General features: G+C 64.4%; 16 protein-coding genes. 7 read left to right on the forward strand and 9 right to left on the reverse strand.

Annotation, left to right across the window (positions count from 1 at the left end; genetic code table 11):
- The first annotated feature begins 3 nt into the window (after positions 1 to 3).
- From Q1L59_RS08100 to nudB, 7 genes are all read left to right on the forward strand, one after another.
- Positions 4 to 858, forward strand: coding sequence for an A24 family peptidase (locus tag Q1L59_RS08100; protein WP_300330627.1), 855 nt, complete (start codon positions 4 to 6; stop codon positions 856 to 858).
- Positions 859 to 953: 95 nt separating this feature from the next.
- On the forward strand, positions 954 to 1,238 hold the full coding sequence (locus Q1L59_RS08105) for an FmdB family zinc ribbon protein (protein WP_300330630.1): 285 nt from the start codon (positions 954 to 956) through the stop codon (positions 1,236 to 1,238).
- Positions 1,223 to 1,870, forward strand: a complete 648-nt coding sequence (locus Q1L59_RS08110) for a DUF502 domain-containing protein (RefSeq protein ID WP_300330632.1) — start codon at positions 1,223 to 1,225, stop codon at positions 1,868 to 1,870. Before Q1L59_RS08105 ends, Q1L59_RS08110 begins: the two co-directional genes overlap by 16 nt.
- A gap of 22 nt (positions 1,871 to 1,892) precedes the next feature.
- Positions 1,893 to 3,695: an aspartate--tRNA ligase gene (gene aspS / locus Q1L59_RS08115; protein ID WP_300330635.1), complete on the forward strand. Its 1,803-nt coding sequence runs from the start codon at positions 1,893 to 1,895 to the stop codon at positions 3,693 to 3,695.
- 6 nt (positions 3,696 to 3,701) lie between these two features.
- Positions 3,702 to 4,091 carry a ribonuclease domain-containing protein gene (locus tag Q1L59_RS08120; RefSeq protein ID WP_300330638.1) on the forward strand — a complete coding sequence of 130 codons (390 nt, stop codon included), beginning with the start codon at positions 3,702 to 3,704 and terminating at the stop codon, positions 4,089 to 4,091.
- A complete protein-coding gene (locus Q1L59_RS08125; RefSeq protein WP_300330641.1) occupies positions 4,088 to 4,531 on the forward strand; it encodes a barstar family protein in 444 nt (147 codons plus the stop codon). The genes Q1L59_RS08120 and Q1L59_RS08125 overlap by 4 nt, the downstream gene beginning before the upstream one ends.
- Positions 4,528 to 4,983, forward strand: a complete 456-nt coding sequence (gene nudB / locus Q1L59_RS08130) for a dihydroneopterin triphosphate diphosphatase (protein ID WP_300330644.1) — start codon at positions 4,528 to 4,530, stop codon at positions 4,981 to 4,983. Before Q1L59_RS08125 ends, nudB begins: the two co-directional genes overlap by 4 nt.
- Here nudB and Q1L59_RS08135 read toward each other — a convergent pair.
- The 9 genes from Q1L59_RS08135 to Q1L59_RS08175 all read right to left on the reverse strand — a co-directional run.
- Positions 4,946 to 5,275 (reverse strand): cysteine-rich CWC family protein, encoded by a 330-nt coding sequence (locus tag Q1L59_RS08135; RefSeq protein ID WP_300330647.1) that lies wholly within the window; start codon positions 5,273 to 5,275, stop codon positions 4,946 to 4,948. The genes nudB and Q1L59_RS08135 overlap by 38 nt on opposite strands.
- Positions 5,173 to 5,937, reverse strand: coding sequence for a DNA-binding domain-containing protein (locus tag Q1L59_RS08140; protein ID WP_300330650.1), 765 nt, complete (start codon positions 5,935 to 5,937; stop codon positions 5,173 to 5,175). The genes Q1L59_RS08135 and Q1L59_RS08140 overlap by 103 nt, the downstream gene beginning before the upstream one ends.
- Positions 5,934 to 6,773 carry a DUF692 domain-containing protein gene (locus tag Q1L59_RS08145; RefSeq protein WP_300330653.1) on the reverse strand — a complete coding sequence of 280 codons (840 nt, stop codon included), beginning with the start codon at positions 6,771 to 6,773 and terminating at the stop codon, positions 5,934 to 5,936. The genes Q1L59_RS08140 and Q1L59_RS08145 overlap by 4 nt, the downstream gene beginning before the upstream one ends.
- Positions 6,774 to 6,885: 112 nt before the next feature.
- On the reverse strand, positions 6,886 to 7,146 hold the full coding sequence (locus Q1L59_RS08150) for a hypothetical protein (RefSeq protein WP_300330655.1): 261 nt from the start codon (positions 7,144 to 7,146) through the stop codon (positions 6,886 to 6,888).
- 153 nt (positions 7,147 to 7,299) lie between these two features.
- Complete coding sequence (locus Q1L59_RS08155) at positions 7,300 to 8,988, reverse strand: bifunctional protein-serine/threonine kinase/phosphatase (protein ID WP_300330658.1); 1,689 nt, start codon at positions 8,986 to 8,988, stop codon at positions 7,300 to 7,302.
- 73 nt (positions 8,989 to 9,061) lie between these two features.
- Positions 9,062 to 10,276, reverse strand: coding sequence for a nitrate/nitrite transporter (locus Q1L59_RS08160; RefSeq protein WP_300330660.1), 1,215 nt, complete (start codon positions 10,274 to 10,276; stop codon positions 9,062 to 9,064).
- 80 nt (positions 10,277 to 10,356) lie between these two features.
- Positions 10,357 to 10,668, reverse strand: coding sequence for a nitrite reductase small subunit NirD (gene nirD, locus Q1L59_RS08165; RefSeq protein WP_300330663.1), 312 nt, complete (start codon positions 10,666 to 10,668; stop codon positions 10,357 to 10,359).
- A gap of 26 nt (positions 10,669 to 10,694) precedes the next feature.
- A complete protein-coding gene (nirB, locus tag Q1L59_RS08170) occupies positions 10,695 to 13,139 on the reverse strand; it encodes a nitrite reductase large subunit NirB (RefSeq protein WP_300330665.1) in 2,445 nt (814 codons plus the stop codon).
- Positions 13,140 to 13,431: 292 nt separating this feature from the next.
- Positions 13,432 to 16,157 (reverse strand): nitrate reductase (locus Q1L59_RS08175; RefSeq protein WP_300330668.1); only part of this gene is annotated, 2,726 nt, incomplete at its 5' end.

Below are 16,157 nucleotides of genomic sequence, written 5' to 3' on the forward strand. Positions count from 1 at the left end.
GAGGTGCTTGCGACCATCGACGCCTACCCGGGGCTGTTCATTCTCTTCTGCGGCTTTTTCGGGATTGTCGTCGGAAGTTTTCTCAACGTCGTAATCTACCGCCTGCCACGCATGATGGAACGTGAGTGGCAATTGCATTGCGCCGAACTGCGGGGCGAGGCACCACCGCCGGGGGAAGCGATCTCGCTCGCCAGACCACGTTCGCGCTGCCCGGCCTGCGGGCACGCGATCAGCATCCTGGAAAATGTTCCCTTGCTCAGCTGGCTGGTCTTGCGCGGCCGCTGCGCGGCCTGTGCCGCACCGATATCGGCCCGCTATCCTCTGGTCGAAGCGGGCAGCGGACTCGCTTGCGCCTACACGGCGCTGCACTTTGGCTTCGCCTGGACGACAGCCGGCGCCATGCTGCTCATCTGGTGCCTGCTCGCGCTGACCTGCATCGACCTCGACAAACAGGTGCTGCCCGATCTGATCACCCTGCCGCTACTCTGGGCCGGGCTGATCTTCAACATCTTTGCCAGCTTCACCGACCTGCAGTCGGCGGTGATCGGGGCCATCACCGGTTATCTCTCGCTCTGGCTGGTGTATTGGGCCTTCAAACTGACGACCGGCAAGGAAGGGATGGGCTACGGCGACTTCAAGCTGCTGGCGGCGCTCGGCGCGTGGCTCGGCTGGCAGGTTCTGCCCCTGACTATCCTCCTGTCGTCGCTGCTTGGCGCAGTGGTCGGCGTAAGCTTGATCGTGCTGGCCAAACGCGGACGGAACGTGCCGATTCCGTTCGGCCCTTATCTGGCTGCCGCCGGGATCGTCGCCCTGTTCTGGGGCAAGCCGCTGACGCGCGCCTACATCGGCTTGCTCTAGCAGCCGTCGACGCGGGTCGCCGGGGACCGCCGCGCCTGACCGACGCGCGCTTGACGTATAATTCGCTCATTCTCCGTGATGTCTGAGGGTTGCCCATGCCGATTTATGCATACCGCTGCTCTGCCTGCGGCTTCGAGAAGGATCACCTGCAAAAGCTCAACGACCCGGAATTGCGCATCTGCCCGCATTGCGTTCAGGCCACCTACAACAAGCAGGTGACTGCGGCCGGCTTCCAGTTGAAGGGCAGCGGCTGGTACGTCACCGATTTCAAGGGTGGCAACAAACCACCGGCGGCCGTCACCGAAAAACCGGAAAAGGTCGACACACCCGCCGCTGAAAGCGTCGGCGCAGCCGAAAGCGGTACGTGCACGGCCAGTTGATCAAGCGCTACTTTCTTACCGGGCTGCTGATCTGGGTTCCCCTGGCGATCACCGCCTGGGTGCTCGTGCTGATCGTCGGCACGATGGACCAGTCGCTGCACCTGCTGCCGGCAGCCATCCACCCGCGCAATCTGCTCGGCTTCGACCTGCCGGGGGTCGGTGCTGTGCTCACCCTGCTGATCATCGTGCTTACCGGTCTGCTCGCGACGAATTTCATCGGGCAGCGCCTGGTCATCTGGTGGGAGCGGCTGCTCGCCAGAATCCCCGTCGTCAATTCGATCTACACCAGCGTCAAGCAGGTTTCGGATACGCTCTTCTCGTCGTCCGGCAACGCGTTTCGCAAGGCGCTGCTAATCGAGTATCCGCGGCGCGGCGCGTGGACGATCGCCTTTCTCACCGGCAAGCCAGGCCGCGATGTCCTGCAACACCTCGACGGCGACTTCGTCAGCGTCTACGTGCCGACGACCCCCAACCCGACGTCGGGTTTCTTCCTGATGATCGCCAAGGCGGACGTGATTGAACTCGACATGAGCGTCGATACGGCGCTCAAGTACGTCATTTCGATGGGCGTCGTCGCCCCTCCGCCGGCACCGGCCAGCGATCGCCCCGGCCGACGGAGTTCCGTCGCCTGACCCTATTACCGCGGACACAGGTATGCGCACTCATTATTGCGGACAAGTGAACGGCCGTCTGATCGGCCAACAGATCACGCTTTGCGGCTGGGCTCACCGGCGGCGCGACCACGGTGGTGTCATCTTCATTGACTTGCGCGACCGGGAAGGTCTGGCTCAAATCGTCTGCGACCCAGACCGGCCGCAGATGTTCAGGACAGCCGAAGTCGTGCGCAGCGAGTTCTGCCTGAAGGTCGTCGGCCAGGTGCGCGCCCGCCCGGACGGCACGGTGAACCGCAACATCGCGAGCGGCGAGGTGGAAATTCTCTGCCACGAGATCGAGGTGCTCAATCCCTCGCTGACCCCGCCTTTCCAGCTCGACGAGGACAATCTGGCGGAAAACACGCGCCTGCTGCACCGGGTGCTCGACCTGCGCCGACTGCAGATGCAGCGCAATCTGCAGTTGCGCTACCGCACGGCACGCGCTTTCCGCCGCTTTCTCGACGAGGCCGGCTTCATCGACATCGAAACGCCGATGTTGACGAAGAGCACGCCGGAAGGTGCGCGCGATTACCTGGTTCCGTCGCGGGTGCATCCCGGGTATTTCTTTGCCCTGCCGCAGTCGCCGCAGCTCTTCAAGCAGTTACTGATGATCGCCGGCTTTGACCGCTACTATCAGATTACCAAGTGTTTTCGCGACGAAGACCTGCGCGCCGACCGGCAGCCCGAGTTTACCCAGGTGGACATCGAGACCTCGTTCATGCACGAAAGCGAGATCATCGGGCTGATGGAGGAACTGATCCGCTCGGTCTTCGCCGAGGTGATCGATGTCCAGTTGCCGAATCCGTTCCCGCGCCTGAGCTATGACGAGGCAATGGCGCGTTACGGTTCGGACAAGCCCGACCTGCGCGTGACGCTCGAACTGGTTGAGGTGACCGATGTTTTGCGCGATGTCGCGTTCAAGGTATTCGCCAACGTGGCCAACAGCGCGGGCGGGCGGGTCGCCGCGCTGCGGGTTCCGGGCGGAGCCAGCCTGACACGCAGCGAGATCGACGCCTATACGCAATTCGTCGGCATCTACGGTGCGCGCGGCCTGGCCTACATCAAGGTCAACGATGTCGGACAAGTGAACGAGCAGAGCCTGCAGTCGCCGATCGTCAAGAATCTGCATGCGGCAGCACTGCAGGCGATACTCGAGCGCACCGGCGCGCAATCGGGTGACCTTATCTTTTTCGGTGCGGACAAACGTAAGGTGGTCAACGACGCCCTCGGCGCTCTGCGCGTCAAGATCGGTCACGAGAAAGCTTTCCTCAATGGGCAGGCCTGGGAACCGGTATGGATCGTCGATTTCCCGATGTTCGAATACGACGAAGACGAGAAGCGCTGGAATGCCTGCCACCACCCTTTCACCAGTCCGAAGGACGAACACCTGGAGTTGCTCGACAGCGATCCTGGCAAGTGCCTGGCCAAGGCCTACGACCTCGCCTTGAACGGCAGCGAACTGGGCGGCGGCTCCGTCCGCATCCATCGTTCAAGCGTCCAGGAGAGCGTTTTCAAGGCACTCGGCATCGGCGACGAAGAGGCGCGCAGCAAATTCGGATTCCTGCTCGACGCCCTCAAGTACGGCGCTCCGCCACACGGTGGCCTGGCCTTCGGGCTTGACCGGATCGTCACGATGATGGCCGGCGCCGAGTCGATCCGCGACGTGATCGCCTTCCCGAAGACGCAACGCGCGCAGTGCCTGTTGACCGATGCGCCGAGCGCGGTAGACGAGAAGCAGTTACGCGAGCTGCATATTCGCCTGCGCCAGAAGATCGAAACGCAAGTCGACGTCGGCCGGAGCTGAATCGCCATGCTGGAAGTCGCCGCCTTCTGTCGCTCGATCGTGCTCGCCGCTTTTCTCGGCCTGTTCGCCCTCGCTTCGCCGGCGTACGCACGCGGCGCGGACGCGCTGCCAAGCGTTCTCTACACCGACCTGCCGCCCGAGGCACAGGCCACCTTGCGCCTGATCGAACAGGGTGGCCCGTTTCCTTACCCGCGCAAGGATGGCAGCGTTTTCGGGAACTTCGAGCGACGCCTGCCACTACAGGCGCGGGGCTATTACCGCGAGTACACGGTGACTACGCCGGGCCGACGCGATCGTGGCGCGCGCCGGATCGTTGCCGGCCAGATCGCACGCGGCGAGTACTACTACACCGATGACCACTACCGCAGCTTCCGACGCATTCGCGAACGCCCATGACACACACCAGGCTGCAAGAACTGCTCGAAGACGCCACACAAACCGGCATCTTCCACCTTCCCGAAAGTGGCCGCACAGCGGTACGCCATGCCGCCGAAGCCGCCGGCATGGTCTGCTTCGAAGTCAGTTTCGCCGACTTGACGCAAATCGATGCTATCCTCAGCGGGCTCGGGCGCGACCTTGATTTTCCGGAATGGTATGGCAAGAACTTCGACGCCTTGAAGGACTGCCTGACCGACTTCTCGTGGTGCGAAGCAGCGGGCTATGTGCTGATCATTGCGCACGCGGAAGCGCTGCAACGCGAGAACCCTGATCGATTCCACACCCTGAACCAGGTGTTCACCGCGGCAATCGAAGAATGGCGCGAGCATGACTTCCCGATGTGGATCTTTTACGATCTGCGCACGAACGGGCTGGCGACGCTTCCGACGCTGACGTGACGACGTACAAACGGCCAGTTTCGGTACTCGTCGTGATTCACACGCCAGACCTGCAGGTGCTGCTGCTCGAGCGCGCGGCACACGCCGGATATTGGCAATCGGTCACCGGCAGCCAGGAAGCCGGCGAAACCTTGCTCCAGACGGCACAGCGTGAAATCGCCGAGGAAACCGGCATCGATGCCGATCCGGCGGCTCTGCTCGATTGGCAGTTCACCAACACCTACGAAATCTTCGCCGAGTGGCGACAGCGCTATGCGCCGGGCGTGACGCACAACATCGAACACGTGTTCTCGCTCGAGTTGCCGGCCGTCCAGCCCATCCGGCTGGCGCTCGCCGAGCACCGCGCTTACCGCTGGCTGGCGCAGCGCGAGGCTGCAGACAAGTGTTTTTCGTGGAGCAACCGTGACGCCATCCTCATGCTGAACGAGCGGCGTCGTCGTTCTCCCGACTAGACTTCTCGGTCAGGCAGTCCGGGCAGTAACAACTGCCGCCGGGCAGCGGGGCAAGCGCCAATGGCGGTCGCTGCATGCACCAGCACGACACCAGACCAGCGGCAGCGCCACACACGAAGCTTGCGCCGCAGGCGCTACAGATGCTGCGCAGTACTTCTTCCGACACGACCCGATTCCTTTCCTTTGCGTTCAATCGCGCGCCAGCAGACCCTCGTCCAGCCACTGCCCGAGAACAGCGACGACGCTGTGCACAGCCGCCGCATCGCCGTCCTCGGCGAGCAGCGAACAGCATTCGGCAAACGTGGCACCATCGGCCAAGGCACGCAAGGCAGCGCCTTCCCGATTATCCGCCGATCGCCATAAACAGTCGAGCTTGCGGCGCCAGACGAGCAGCGTGTGCGCCAAGCGCTGCGGCGCCTCGGTGGCCACCCCCGGATCGTTGTTGAGCGCATGCCAGACGGGTTCGACGCGCCATTCGAGATCGACCATCTGCAGCGACGGCACCAACCGGTAGCGCCGGTTGGGCCACTCCTCCGGTGCCAGTGCGATGAGTTCGTGACGCGTCAGGCACGGCGCATCGGCGGCGTCGAAAGCCGCCCGCATCGCCCAGTCCATGCGCGCCAGGTCGACCAGAGCCGGATGCGGCAATGGCTCGCTGGTGCGGCTCAGGTCGTCGACGAGCGAATCGCCAAACCAGCGGATAGAGCGCTGGCGCGAAGGATGCGCGTCGATGTAGGCGCTCGCCAGCGCGGCAAAGGCATCGTCGCCAAGCGCACGCAACAGAACCGGAAAGTTGTCGCGCAAAGCGGCCGTCAGACGGGCGCGGTAGGCCGCACGATAGACATCCAGGCCGCGCGCGGATCGTTGCGCCGCACCAGCGAGCAGGTCAGACGCCGAAGCGTCGACCAGAATGGCCGCCTGCAAGCCGTTTTCGATCGTCGCGAGCGAATTCATCGCGCCAGCTCCCTTTGCCCCAGACTGCGCTCGGCAAGCTCGCGCGCACACGCCAGCTCACCGATCAGCAGCGCGAGCGGCGGAATGTTGTCGTCACGCTCGATCATCGTCGGCACCGCTCCGATCCGTCTGAGCGCGTAGGCATAGAGATCCCAGACCGCCTGGCATACCGGCTGATCGTGTGTATCGATCAGGATGTCAGGGTGCGTTTCGTGCCCGGCCAGGTGGATCTGACGTACGGCTGCCGGCGGTATCGCATCGATGAACGTGCGTGCGTCGAAACCGTGATTGATGCTGCTCACATAGACATTGTTGATGTCGAGCAGTAGTTGGCAATCCGTGCGCGCGACCAGTTGGCCGATGAACTCCCATTCGCTCATCTCGTCGGCAGTGAACGAAACGTAGCTCGAAACATTTTCCAGGACGAGCCGGCGGCGAAGAAATTCCTGCACCTGATCGACGCGTGCCGTCAGGTGCCGCAGCGCCTCCGCCGTGTACGGCAGGGGCAGCAGGTCGTGCAGGTTCACCCCGGCAACCCCGGTCCAGCACAAGTGATCGGATACCCAGGCCGGTTCCAGCCGCTCGACCAGCGCCTTGAGCTGTCCCAGATAGGCCGGATCGAGCGCGTCGAGGCTGCCGATCGACAGCGAGACACCATGCATCACCATCGGATAATCGCGCCGAATCTGCTCGACGAAATGGAGCGGCTTGCCGCCCGCCACCATATAGTTCTCGGAGATGATCTCCAGCCAGTCGACCGGCTGCCTGGCGGCGATGAAATCGCCATAATGATCGGTGCGCAGGCCGAGACCGAACCCGGCAATCGCTTCGCTCAAGACAAACTCCTCGCCAAATTCCGTGCGCACACGATGGTCGCCCGAAGTTCTCGCCGGGCGACCATGGCGTGCCGACTCACACTAGCTTGACCTGCTGATCTTGCTTGACGACTTACTTGACGACCTTGCCACCGGCGTCAGTACATTCCTTGGCGCTGCCCTTGTTGACCCAGCCCTGGCCCTTACACGCATTCATTCCCTTGCACTCGCTCTTAGCCGTCTTGCATTCCGACTGGCCCTTGCAGGCGTTGATCCCGGCACAGTGAACGGCCGCGCTCTCGGCTGCGCTAACGCTCGGTACGACCAGCGTTCCGGCGGCAAAAAGGGCGGCGGCAGCGGTCGCGATGGCAACACCAGACATTTTGTTCGACATGAGTTTCTCCTCGTAGTGTGGGGTGGAAGACGCCGAAGTCCGCAGCGAGCGGCGAGACCTCCGACACTGCTTAGACGCACTCGCCGATCAATTGCTTACAAGCCCCAGAAAAAAACTCGGCGCCTGCCTTGCCACTGAACAGCGCCGGTGCAGCTAACGCGAGACGATGACGAGCAGGACGAGGTTGAGCAAGAGCGACGCTGCGGCAAGCACTTTCCAGGTGAGCAGCGGATTGCGCTGCGCCAGCGCCAGTCGGGCAGGAGGAGCGATTGGCCGCGTTGCACCGCGTTCGAGTGCCAGACGAAACTCCTCGGCGGTCGCGAAACGGTCGGCGGCGTCCCGCGCCACCGCCTTGAGCAGAATGTTCTCCAGCCAGCCCGGGGTGTCCGGACGCCAGCGCGTCGGGTGCACGGCCGCGGTGAAGCGCGGCGTCTGGAAGGCTTCGATCTCTCCATACGGATACTTGCGCGTCAGCAGTTGGTAAAGGCTGACGCCGGCAGCGTAAAGGTCGAAACCCGCTGCAGGCGCGGCGCCGGCGAACAGCTCGGGCGCCATGTACGAGGGCGTGCCGGCGCGGCCGATGGTTTGCCCGCCTTCGTTTTCGGCGAGGCTGATAGCGACGCCAAGGTCGAGAATGCGCAGCGCACCGTCGTCACCGAGATGGAGATTGTCGGGCTTGATGTCGCGATGGACGATGTCGAGCCGGTGCAGCAGGCCGATTCCCTTGAGGAGCGAGATGCCGAGACGGACGACCTCGGTGGCCGGGAAGTGCTGCCCGCAGGCGAGCCGGGCGGCCAGCGTTGCTCCCGGATGCCAGGTCGTCAGATAGTAAAGGGCGCTGCGTTGCTCGGCGGGGATCACCTGCGGAAAGAAAGGCGAAACAACGCGCCGGGCGCGCCACTCCTCCATGAGCAGTGCGGCAGACGCCTCGGCGTCGCCGCCCATTCCCGGCTGCAGCGTCTTGAGGACGCACTGCTCGCCGCTGTCGGCCGCACGCACGCGATAGAGCAGCGTCTGGCGCGAGTCGTGGAGGATTTCTTCGACGCGCAGGCCGTCGATTTCGTGGCCGACCTTCATCCGGTGCGGCAGCGGCAAACCCCCGTCGCTCTCCAGGCTGTCGCGTAGCGTTGCCGACGGCAGTGCCAGGATATCGATGACCAATGCCGTCGCGTTGTCGTGCCCGCCCTGGGCCAGCGCCAGGCTGCTCAGGGCGGCAGCAGCGGCTTGCGGCTCGGGGTGAGCAAGCAGCACCTCGGTGATCAGCGCATCCGGAAGAACGCCCCAGACGCCGTCGGTGACGAGCAGAAAACGGTCGTTGAGCGCCAGTTCGCCGTCGGCAAAATCGATCAGGACGCGCGCATCGAGACCGATCGCGCGCGACAGCACATGCGCAAGCTCGGGATGCTCCCAGACGTGGTCGGTGGTCAAGGCGTGCAAACGGCCGGCCTGCAGGCGGTAGATGCGGCTGTCGCCGATATGCGCCAGGTGGAAGCGCCGGCCGCGCAGGACCAGCGCCGAGAGTGTCGTCGCCATTCCGCTGAGCTCGGCGTTGCGGTTGGCCTCGGCGATGACCCAGCGGTTGAGCGCGCTGCTCACCGTCTCGATGGCGCGCGCGACGCTCCACGTATCGGGCGTCGCGAAGTAGTCGGAGAGCAGGCCGCGCACCGTGTATTCGGCGGCTTCACGGCCGCCGCGGTGACCGCCGATGCCGTCGGCGACCGCGGCGATCACCCCCTTGTTTGCCAGTTCGGCGCCGGTCGGCGTCGCCACGCCACAGAAATCCTCATTGCGCGCGCGCCGTCCGGTGAGCGACGAATGGCCGACAGCAACTTGCATTGGCATGGCGTTCCCTGATGAAACGGGCAGGGCAGCCGCTCGGCTGCACCGCCCAATGCTGGTTTGCCCGCACTCTACGTCAGATCTTCGCTGTCGTCAGATAGCTCGCCCCCCAGGTTGTCCGCCAGCGCGTCTTGACGCTGGTCAGCCCGAAAAACGCCAGGATGGCGAGCGCGGCGAAGATCATGAAACCGAGTTGATAGCTGCCGGTGAGTTGCTTCGAATAGCCCAGGCTGGACGCCAGATAGAAGCCGCCGACGCCGCCGGCCATGCCGACCAGCCCGGTCATGACGCCGATTTCCTTCTTGAAGCGCTGCGGCACCAACTGGAAGACGGCGCCGTTGCCCATGCCGAGCGCCAGCATTGCGCAGACGAAGACGACCAGCGCCATCCAGGCGGCGGGCAGACCAACGCTGACCACGGCGAGAAAGATTGCGGCGAGGATGTACATCACGCTGAGCGACTTTACGCCGCCAACGCGATCGGCGACGTAACCGCCGATCGGCCGCACGAGCGAACCGGCGAAGACACAACCGGCGGTAAAGAAGCCGGCCGTCTTCGGATCGAGGCCGTACTGCGTATTGAAGTAGATGACCAGCGACGAAGCGAGACCGACGAAGCCGCCGAAAGTCACCGAATAGAAGAACATGAACCACCAGGCGTCCTTGTCCTTGAGGACTTTCAGGTATTCGGCCAGCGTCTTCGGTGGCGGCGCGTCGGGCGCATCCTTGGCCATGAAGAGGAAGGCGACGAGGACGAGGACGAGCGGCACGAGCACGATCCCGAAGACATTGACCCAGCCGAAAGCGGCTGCCAGACCGGGAGCAAAGAGCGCGGCCAGCGCTGTGCCCGAGTTGCCTGCTCCGGCGATGCCCATCGCCGTTCCCTGATGCTCGGCCGGATACCAGCGCGAGGCGAGTGGCAGCGCGGCGGCAAACGAGGCGCCAGCCACCCCCAGGAAAAGACCGAGAAGCAGGACTTCCCGGTAGGAGTGAATGCCAATCTGCCAAGCGTAGGCCATCGCGACGATGACGACAAGCTGGCCGATGATCGCCGCTTTTTTCGGCGACAGGCGGTCGACCAGAATGCCCATGACGATGCGCAGGAGCGCGCCGGCAAGCACCGGCGTGGCTACCATCAGCCCCTTCTCGGCGTGCGACAGGCCGAGATCGCGGGCGATGCCGACGCCAAGTGGACCGAGCAGGACCCAGACCATGAAGGCGAGGTCGAAGTAGAGGAAAGCCGCCAGCAGGGTTGGCAGGTGGCCGGCGCGCAGGAATGATTTCTTGTCCACTGCTTGTGTTCCTTCGTTGATGACCGCGATGACGGTCGCTGTACGGCGGCTGTCCGACTGGGGCACCGCCGCTCCTCTCCTCAGACGGCGAGAAAGACCTCGCCGTCCCTGACGCTTACCGCAAAGCTGCGGCACGACCCGACATCCGGTGCGACGGCCTGGCCGTCGTCGAGGCGGATGTTCCAGCCGTGCAGCGGGCAGCTCACCCGCTCGCCGTGCACGATTCCCTGCGAGAGCGGACCGCTCTTGTGCGGACACTTGTCGTGCAGGGCAAAGACCTGATCTGCCGCGGTACGGAACAGGGCAATGTCGCCGCTCTTGGTCCCTTGCACGACGCGCGACCCCAGGCGGGGAATTTCGTCCAGTTGGCAGATCCGTTTCCAGTTGCTCATTTCTTCATCTCCTCGTTGCCGTGAACTCAGGCCTCGACGCGGAGCGGGACGAACTGCCTGACGGCATCGCCGGTGCGGCTCGTCTGCCAGGGGTCACGGGCGTTTTTCAGCGAGTCGAGCAAGCGCGCGTGCAGCGCTTGCCGACCCGGGTCGTCGGCGACGACCCGGCGCTTGACGTAGTCGAGGCCGACGCGCGCGAGAAAGTGGCAGGTGCGTTCGAGGTACCAGCCTTCTTCCCGATAGAGCTGCAGGAAAGCACCCGAGTACGCCATCACCTCCTCGTCGTGCTTCACTTTGCACAGAAACTGGGCGACCTCGGTCTTGATTCCTCCGTTGCCACCGACATAGAGCTCGTAGCCCGAATCGACGCCGATCACGCCGACATCCTTGATACCCGCTTCAGCGCAGTTGCGCGGGCAGCCGGAAACGGCCAGCTTGACCTTGTGCGGTGCATACATGTCGAACAGCATCCGCTCCAGCTTGATCCCCATGTCCATCGCCATCTGCGTGCCGAAGCGACAGTGCTCGGCACCAACGCAGGTCTTCACGGTGCGGATCGATTTGCCGTAGGCGTGTCCCGAGACCATTCCGGCAGCGTTGAGGTCGGCCCAGATGCGCGGCAGATCCTCCTTCCGAATGCCCAAGAGATCGATGCGCTGGCCGCCGGTGAGCTTGACGGTCGGAACCTGGTACTTCTCGGCTGCGTCGGCAATCGCGCGCAGTTCGGCGGGCGTCGTCAGGCCGCCCCACATGCGCGGGACGACCGAGAAGGTGCCGTCTTTCTGGATGTTGGCGTGCGCACGTTCGTTGATGAAACGCGATTGCGGATCGTCCCTTGCCTCGTCGGGCCAGGTCGAGATCAGATAGTAGTTGACTGCCGGGCGGCATTTCTCGCACCCGTCCGGCGTCTTCCACTCCATGAAGGCGAAAACGGCTTCCTTGCTGGTCAGGTGCTGATCGCGGATGGTCTCGCGCACCAGCTTGTGCGGCAGCTCGGTACAGGCGCAGACGGGCTTCGTGTCGGAGCTTGCTGGCGTGTAGGCGCCGCCGATGGTCGACGCCAGGATCTGCTCGACCAGGCCGGCACACGAGCCGCAGGACGATGCCGCTTTCGTGTGCCGCTTCACCTCATCCAGCGTAAACAGGCCATTTTCCTTGATTCCCTTGATGATCGTGCCCTTGGATACACCGTTGCAGCCGCACACCTCGGCGCTCTCTGCGAGGCCGGCAGCCCGGCTGTTGCCCGCGTGACCGACATCGCCGACCAGCGACTGACCAAAGATCAGCGAGTCGCGAATGTCGTGGATGTCGCGCCTGTCCTTGAGCAACTGGAAGTACCACGGGCCATCGGCCGTGTCGCCGTAGAGCACGCTGCCGATCAACTTGTCGTCACGAATGACCAGCTTCTTGTAGACGCCGCCCGCCGGATCGTTGAGAACGATCTCCTCGGCGTCCTGGCCACCCATGTACTCGCCGGCCGAGAAGAGGTCGATGCCGGTGACCTTGAGCTTGGTCGAGGTGACCGAGCCGGTGTAGCGGGCAATTCCGTAGTCGGCCAAATGGTTGGCGGCCACCTTGGCCTGTTCGAAGAGCGGCGCGACCAGACCGTAGGCAATGCCGCGGTGGCTGACGCACTCACCAACCGCATAGACCTTCGGGTCATACGTCTGCATCGTGTCGTTGACCACGATGCCGCGCTTGCAGTAGATGCCGGCGGCTTCCGCCAAGGCGTAGTTCGGGCGAATTCCGGCCGCCATCACGACCAGATCGGCGGCGAGCTGCACACCGTCCTGCAGGCGGATCGCCGCAACGCGGCCGCTCTCGCCCTTGATCAGTGCCTCGGTCTGCTTTTCGAGGAGGAATTTCAGCCCGCGCTCTTCCAGCGATTTCTGCAGCATCCGTCCGGCGCGCTCGTCGAGTTGGCGTTCGAGCAGCCACGCGCCGAGGTGGACGACGGTCACGTCCATGCCGCGCAGCTTCAAGCCATTGGCGGCTTCCAGGCCGAGCAGCCCGCCACCGATGACCACCGCGTGCGAGTAACGGCGCGCGGCGTCGATCATCTCGTCGGTATCCTTGAGATCGCGGTAGCCGACGACGCCCGGCAGGTCGTTGCCGGGAACCGGCAGCATGAAGGGCGTCGAGCCGGTGGCGATGAGCAGTCGATCGTACTCGGCCGCGAAGCCGTCGTCGGCAATGACCTTGCGCGCGACCCGGTCGATGGTGACGATCTGTCGGCCAGTGTGCAGTTCGATGCCGTTGTCGCGGTACCAATCCAGCTCGTTGAGCACGATCTCCTGCGTACTCATCTCGCCGGCGAGAACCGGAGACAAGAGAATGCGGTTGTAATTCGGATGCGGTTCCGCACCGAAGATCGTAATGCGGTAATGGTCCGGCCTGATTTTCAGCAGTTCTTCGATCGTGCGGACACCGGCCATACCATTGCCGATGACGACGAGGCGGGGTTTGCTCATTTCCAGCTCCAAAGTCGTGTCCATGTCGGGCGCGCCGCACGCGCGACGGCGCCCGAGATTGCTGGCGCCCGGCGGAGGCCTTCTGTGCACGTCGAAGCGCTCTGGCTTACGCTGATGAGCGAGAACCGTGCCAAGGACCGATATTGCTGCTTTATTGTGGGTTTTTGGCCCAGACAGGAGAACTGGACGCACCAGTGTCGAGCGCGACGCCCTGTTGCGGTGCAACATCGATTGGCTCGGATGGCCGGAAAGCAAGCGGCTCACCGAAGGCCGCAAGCGCTGCGCGCGTCGGCTAGCGTTCGGCAGCCATTGAAGCGACGGGCTGTTCGGCGGCCACCGCGCGCTGTTCGGCCACCGTTCTTTTCAGTTCCGGCAGGCAGGCACCGCAGTAGGTGCCACACTTCAGCGTTTCCTGCAGTTCACCCAGACTGGCGCCGCCGGCGAGTGCCTGGAGAATCTGTGCATCGCTGACATCGGCGCATTTGCAGACGATCCTGCGCGCGGCGATGACGACCGGTGCGCTCGCGCCCGGGGCAAGCGCCAGGTGAATCAGGCGAGCGTCGAGTTCGTCTTCCGCCATTGCCTGCTTCAGCCAGCCGAGTGCCGACGTTTCACCGGCCAGACGCACGCCGAACAAGCGTCCGTCGACGGCGATGGCCTTCTTGGCGATGCCTCGCCGGGCATCCTGATAAACGATCTCTCCCTCGTCGCCCGCCAGAGCGAACAGCCGATCGAGCGCGGCGAGCCGAGTGGCGTCGACGGCATGTCGACACGCCGCGCGGAAGACGACCAGCGGACTGGCACGACCGTAAAGCGCAATGCTGGCATGGGGAAACTCGCTCAACGCCGACCTGCCGGTCTGGATCAGTGCCAGAGCCTCGTCGCGACTCCCACAACGGCGGACGATCGCCAATGGGTAGGGCAGCTCCAGCTTGCTGACCTGCACCGCTGCGTGCTTGAGTTCCGGCTGCATCGAATAGGGGTCGGTGGCGTCGCTGGCCAGCGCGTTGGCGCCGGGCGAGTTCATGAACCGGTTGCCCCAGTGCATCGGCAGCCACGCCCGGCCGCGCTGCAGCCCCGGGCGTTCGGCGACGCGCACGGTGATTTCGCCGCGACCGTTGCTCACTCGTGCGATATCGCCCGCGACAAGCTGGCGCTGACGCATGTCGCAGGCGTGCATGCCGAGCAGGGGTTCGTCCTCCAGATTGAACAGGCGCGCAACGGTTCCAGTGCGGCTCATGCCGTGCCAGTGGTCGCGCAGACGTCCGGAGAGCAGGCTGATCGGCGCTTCCGGCGTGCGCTGATCGGCCGTCGGCTGATGCTCGATGGTCAGGAAGTGCGCGCGGCCGTCGGCGGTCGGAAAGCGTCCGTCATCGTAGAGTCGCGCTTTGCCCGCCGCGGCGCCAGCCGGGTACGGCCACTGCTGCGGACCGTCGCGTTCGAGCAGCGCATAGCTCAGGCCGCTGATGTCGAGATCCCGGCCGCGCGTCGTCGCCCGGTGTTCGTTGAAGATCGCCTCCGCGTCGTCGTAGGGAAAAAGCCGGTCGGCTGCCGCGTACTCGAGCTGGCGGCCCAGCCGGCGCGCGAAGTCGACGACGATCTGCCAGTCGTGACGTGCTTCACCCGGCGGGACGAGCGCGGGCAGCACGCGGCTGATGCAGCGTTCGGAGTTGGTCACCGTCCCGTGTTTCTCGCCCCAGGCGCTGGCCGGCAGCAACAGGTCGGCGAATTCGGCGGTGTCGGTATTCGCCCAGGCTTCCTGCAGGACGACGTAATCGGCTGCGCGCAAGGCGTCGCGCACCGCAGCCTGGTTGGGCAGCGACTGCGCGGGATTGGTGCAAGCAATCCAGATGGCCTTGATCTGCCCCGTTTTCAGGCTCCGGAAGAGTTCGATGGCCGGTTTTCCGGGCGCACCCGAGACATACGGAACGCCCCAGAAGCGCGCGACCTCGGCGCGGTGCGCCGGGTTGGCCAGATCGCGGTGCGCCGGCAGCAGATTGGCCAGGCCGCCGACCTCGCGTCCGCCCATCGCGTTGGGTTGTCCGGTCAGCGAAAACGGGCCGGCGCCAGGCCGGCCGATCTGCCCGGTCGCCAGATGCAGATGGATGATCCCGGCGTTGTTGTGCGTGCCATGCGCGGATTGGTTGAGGCCCTGGCAATAGAGCGACAGCGCTGGACCGTTGCTGCCGAACCAACGGGCGGCCTGCACGATATCGTCCACCGGAACCGCACAGAGCTCGGCCGCGACCGCCGGCGGATAGCGCGTCACCACTTGCGCAAGCGCGGCAAAACCCGTCGTGTGGGCGTCGACATACGCGCGGTCAATCATTTCCTCGGCGAGCAGGACGTTGAGCATGCCGTTGAAGAGCGCGATGTCGCTACCCGGCTTGATCGCCAGGTGGAGGTCGGCGATTTCGGCGGTTTCCGAGCGACGCGGGTCGACCACGACGATTCTCAGGTCCGGATTGGCCGCTTTGGCATCCTCGATACGGCGAAAGACGATCGGGTGGGCAAGCGCCGGGTTCGCTCCAGCGATCAGGATCACGCCCGCCTCGTCGATGTCGGCATACGCGCCCGGCGGCGCATCGGCGCCCAGCGTCTGCTTGTAAGCGGCAACCGCCGACGACATGCACAGCCGGGAATTCGTATCGATGTTGTTGGTACCGATCAGTCCCTTGGCCAGCTTGTTGAAGACGTAGTAGTCCTCGGTCATCAACTGCCCGGAGACGTAAAAGGCCACGGCATCCGGGCCATGCGCGCGAATCGTTTCGGCAAAGCGTTCGGCGGCTTCGTCGAGCGCCTCGTCCCACGTCACCCGCGCGCACGGACGAGCGCGCTGCGGCCGCCTTTCCGGATAGAGCAGGCGCCCGCCTGTCCCGGCAGCGAGATGAAGCGTCGCTCCTTTGGTGCACAGGCGACCACGATTCGCCGGGTGTTCGGGATCGCCGCGCACGGAGCTGATCTGCCCCTCTTCAGTTCCGATCAGCACGCCGCAGCCGACGCCGCAGTAGCAACAGG

The sequence above is a fragment of the Accumulibacter sp. genome (genome assembly GCF_029255125.1).
Taxonomy (GTDB): domain Bacteria; phylum Pseudomonadota; class Gammaproteobacteria; order Burkholderiales; family Rhodocyclaceae; genus Accumulibacter.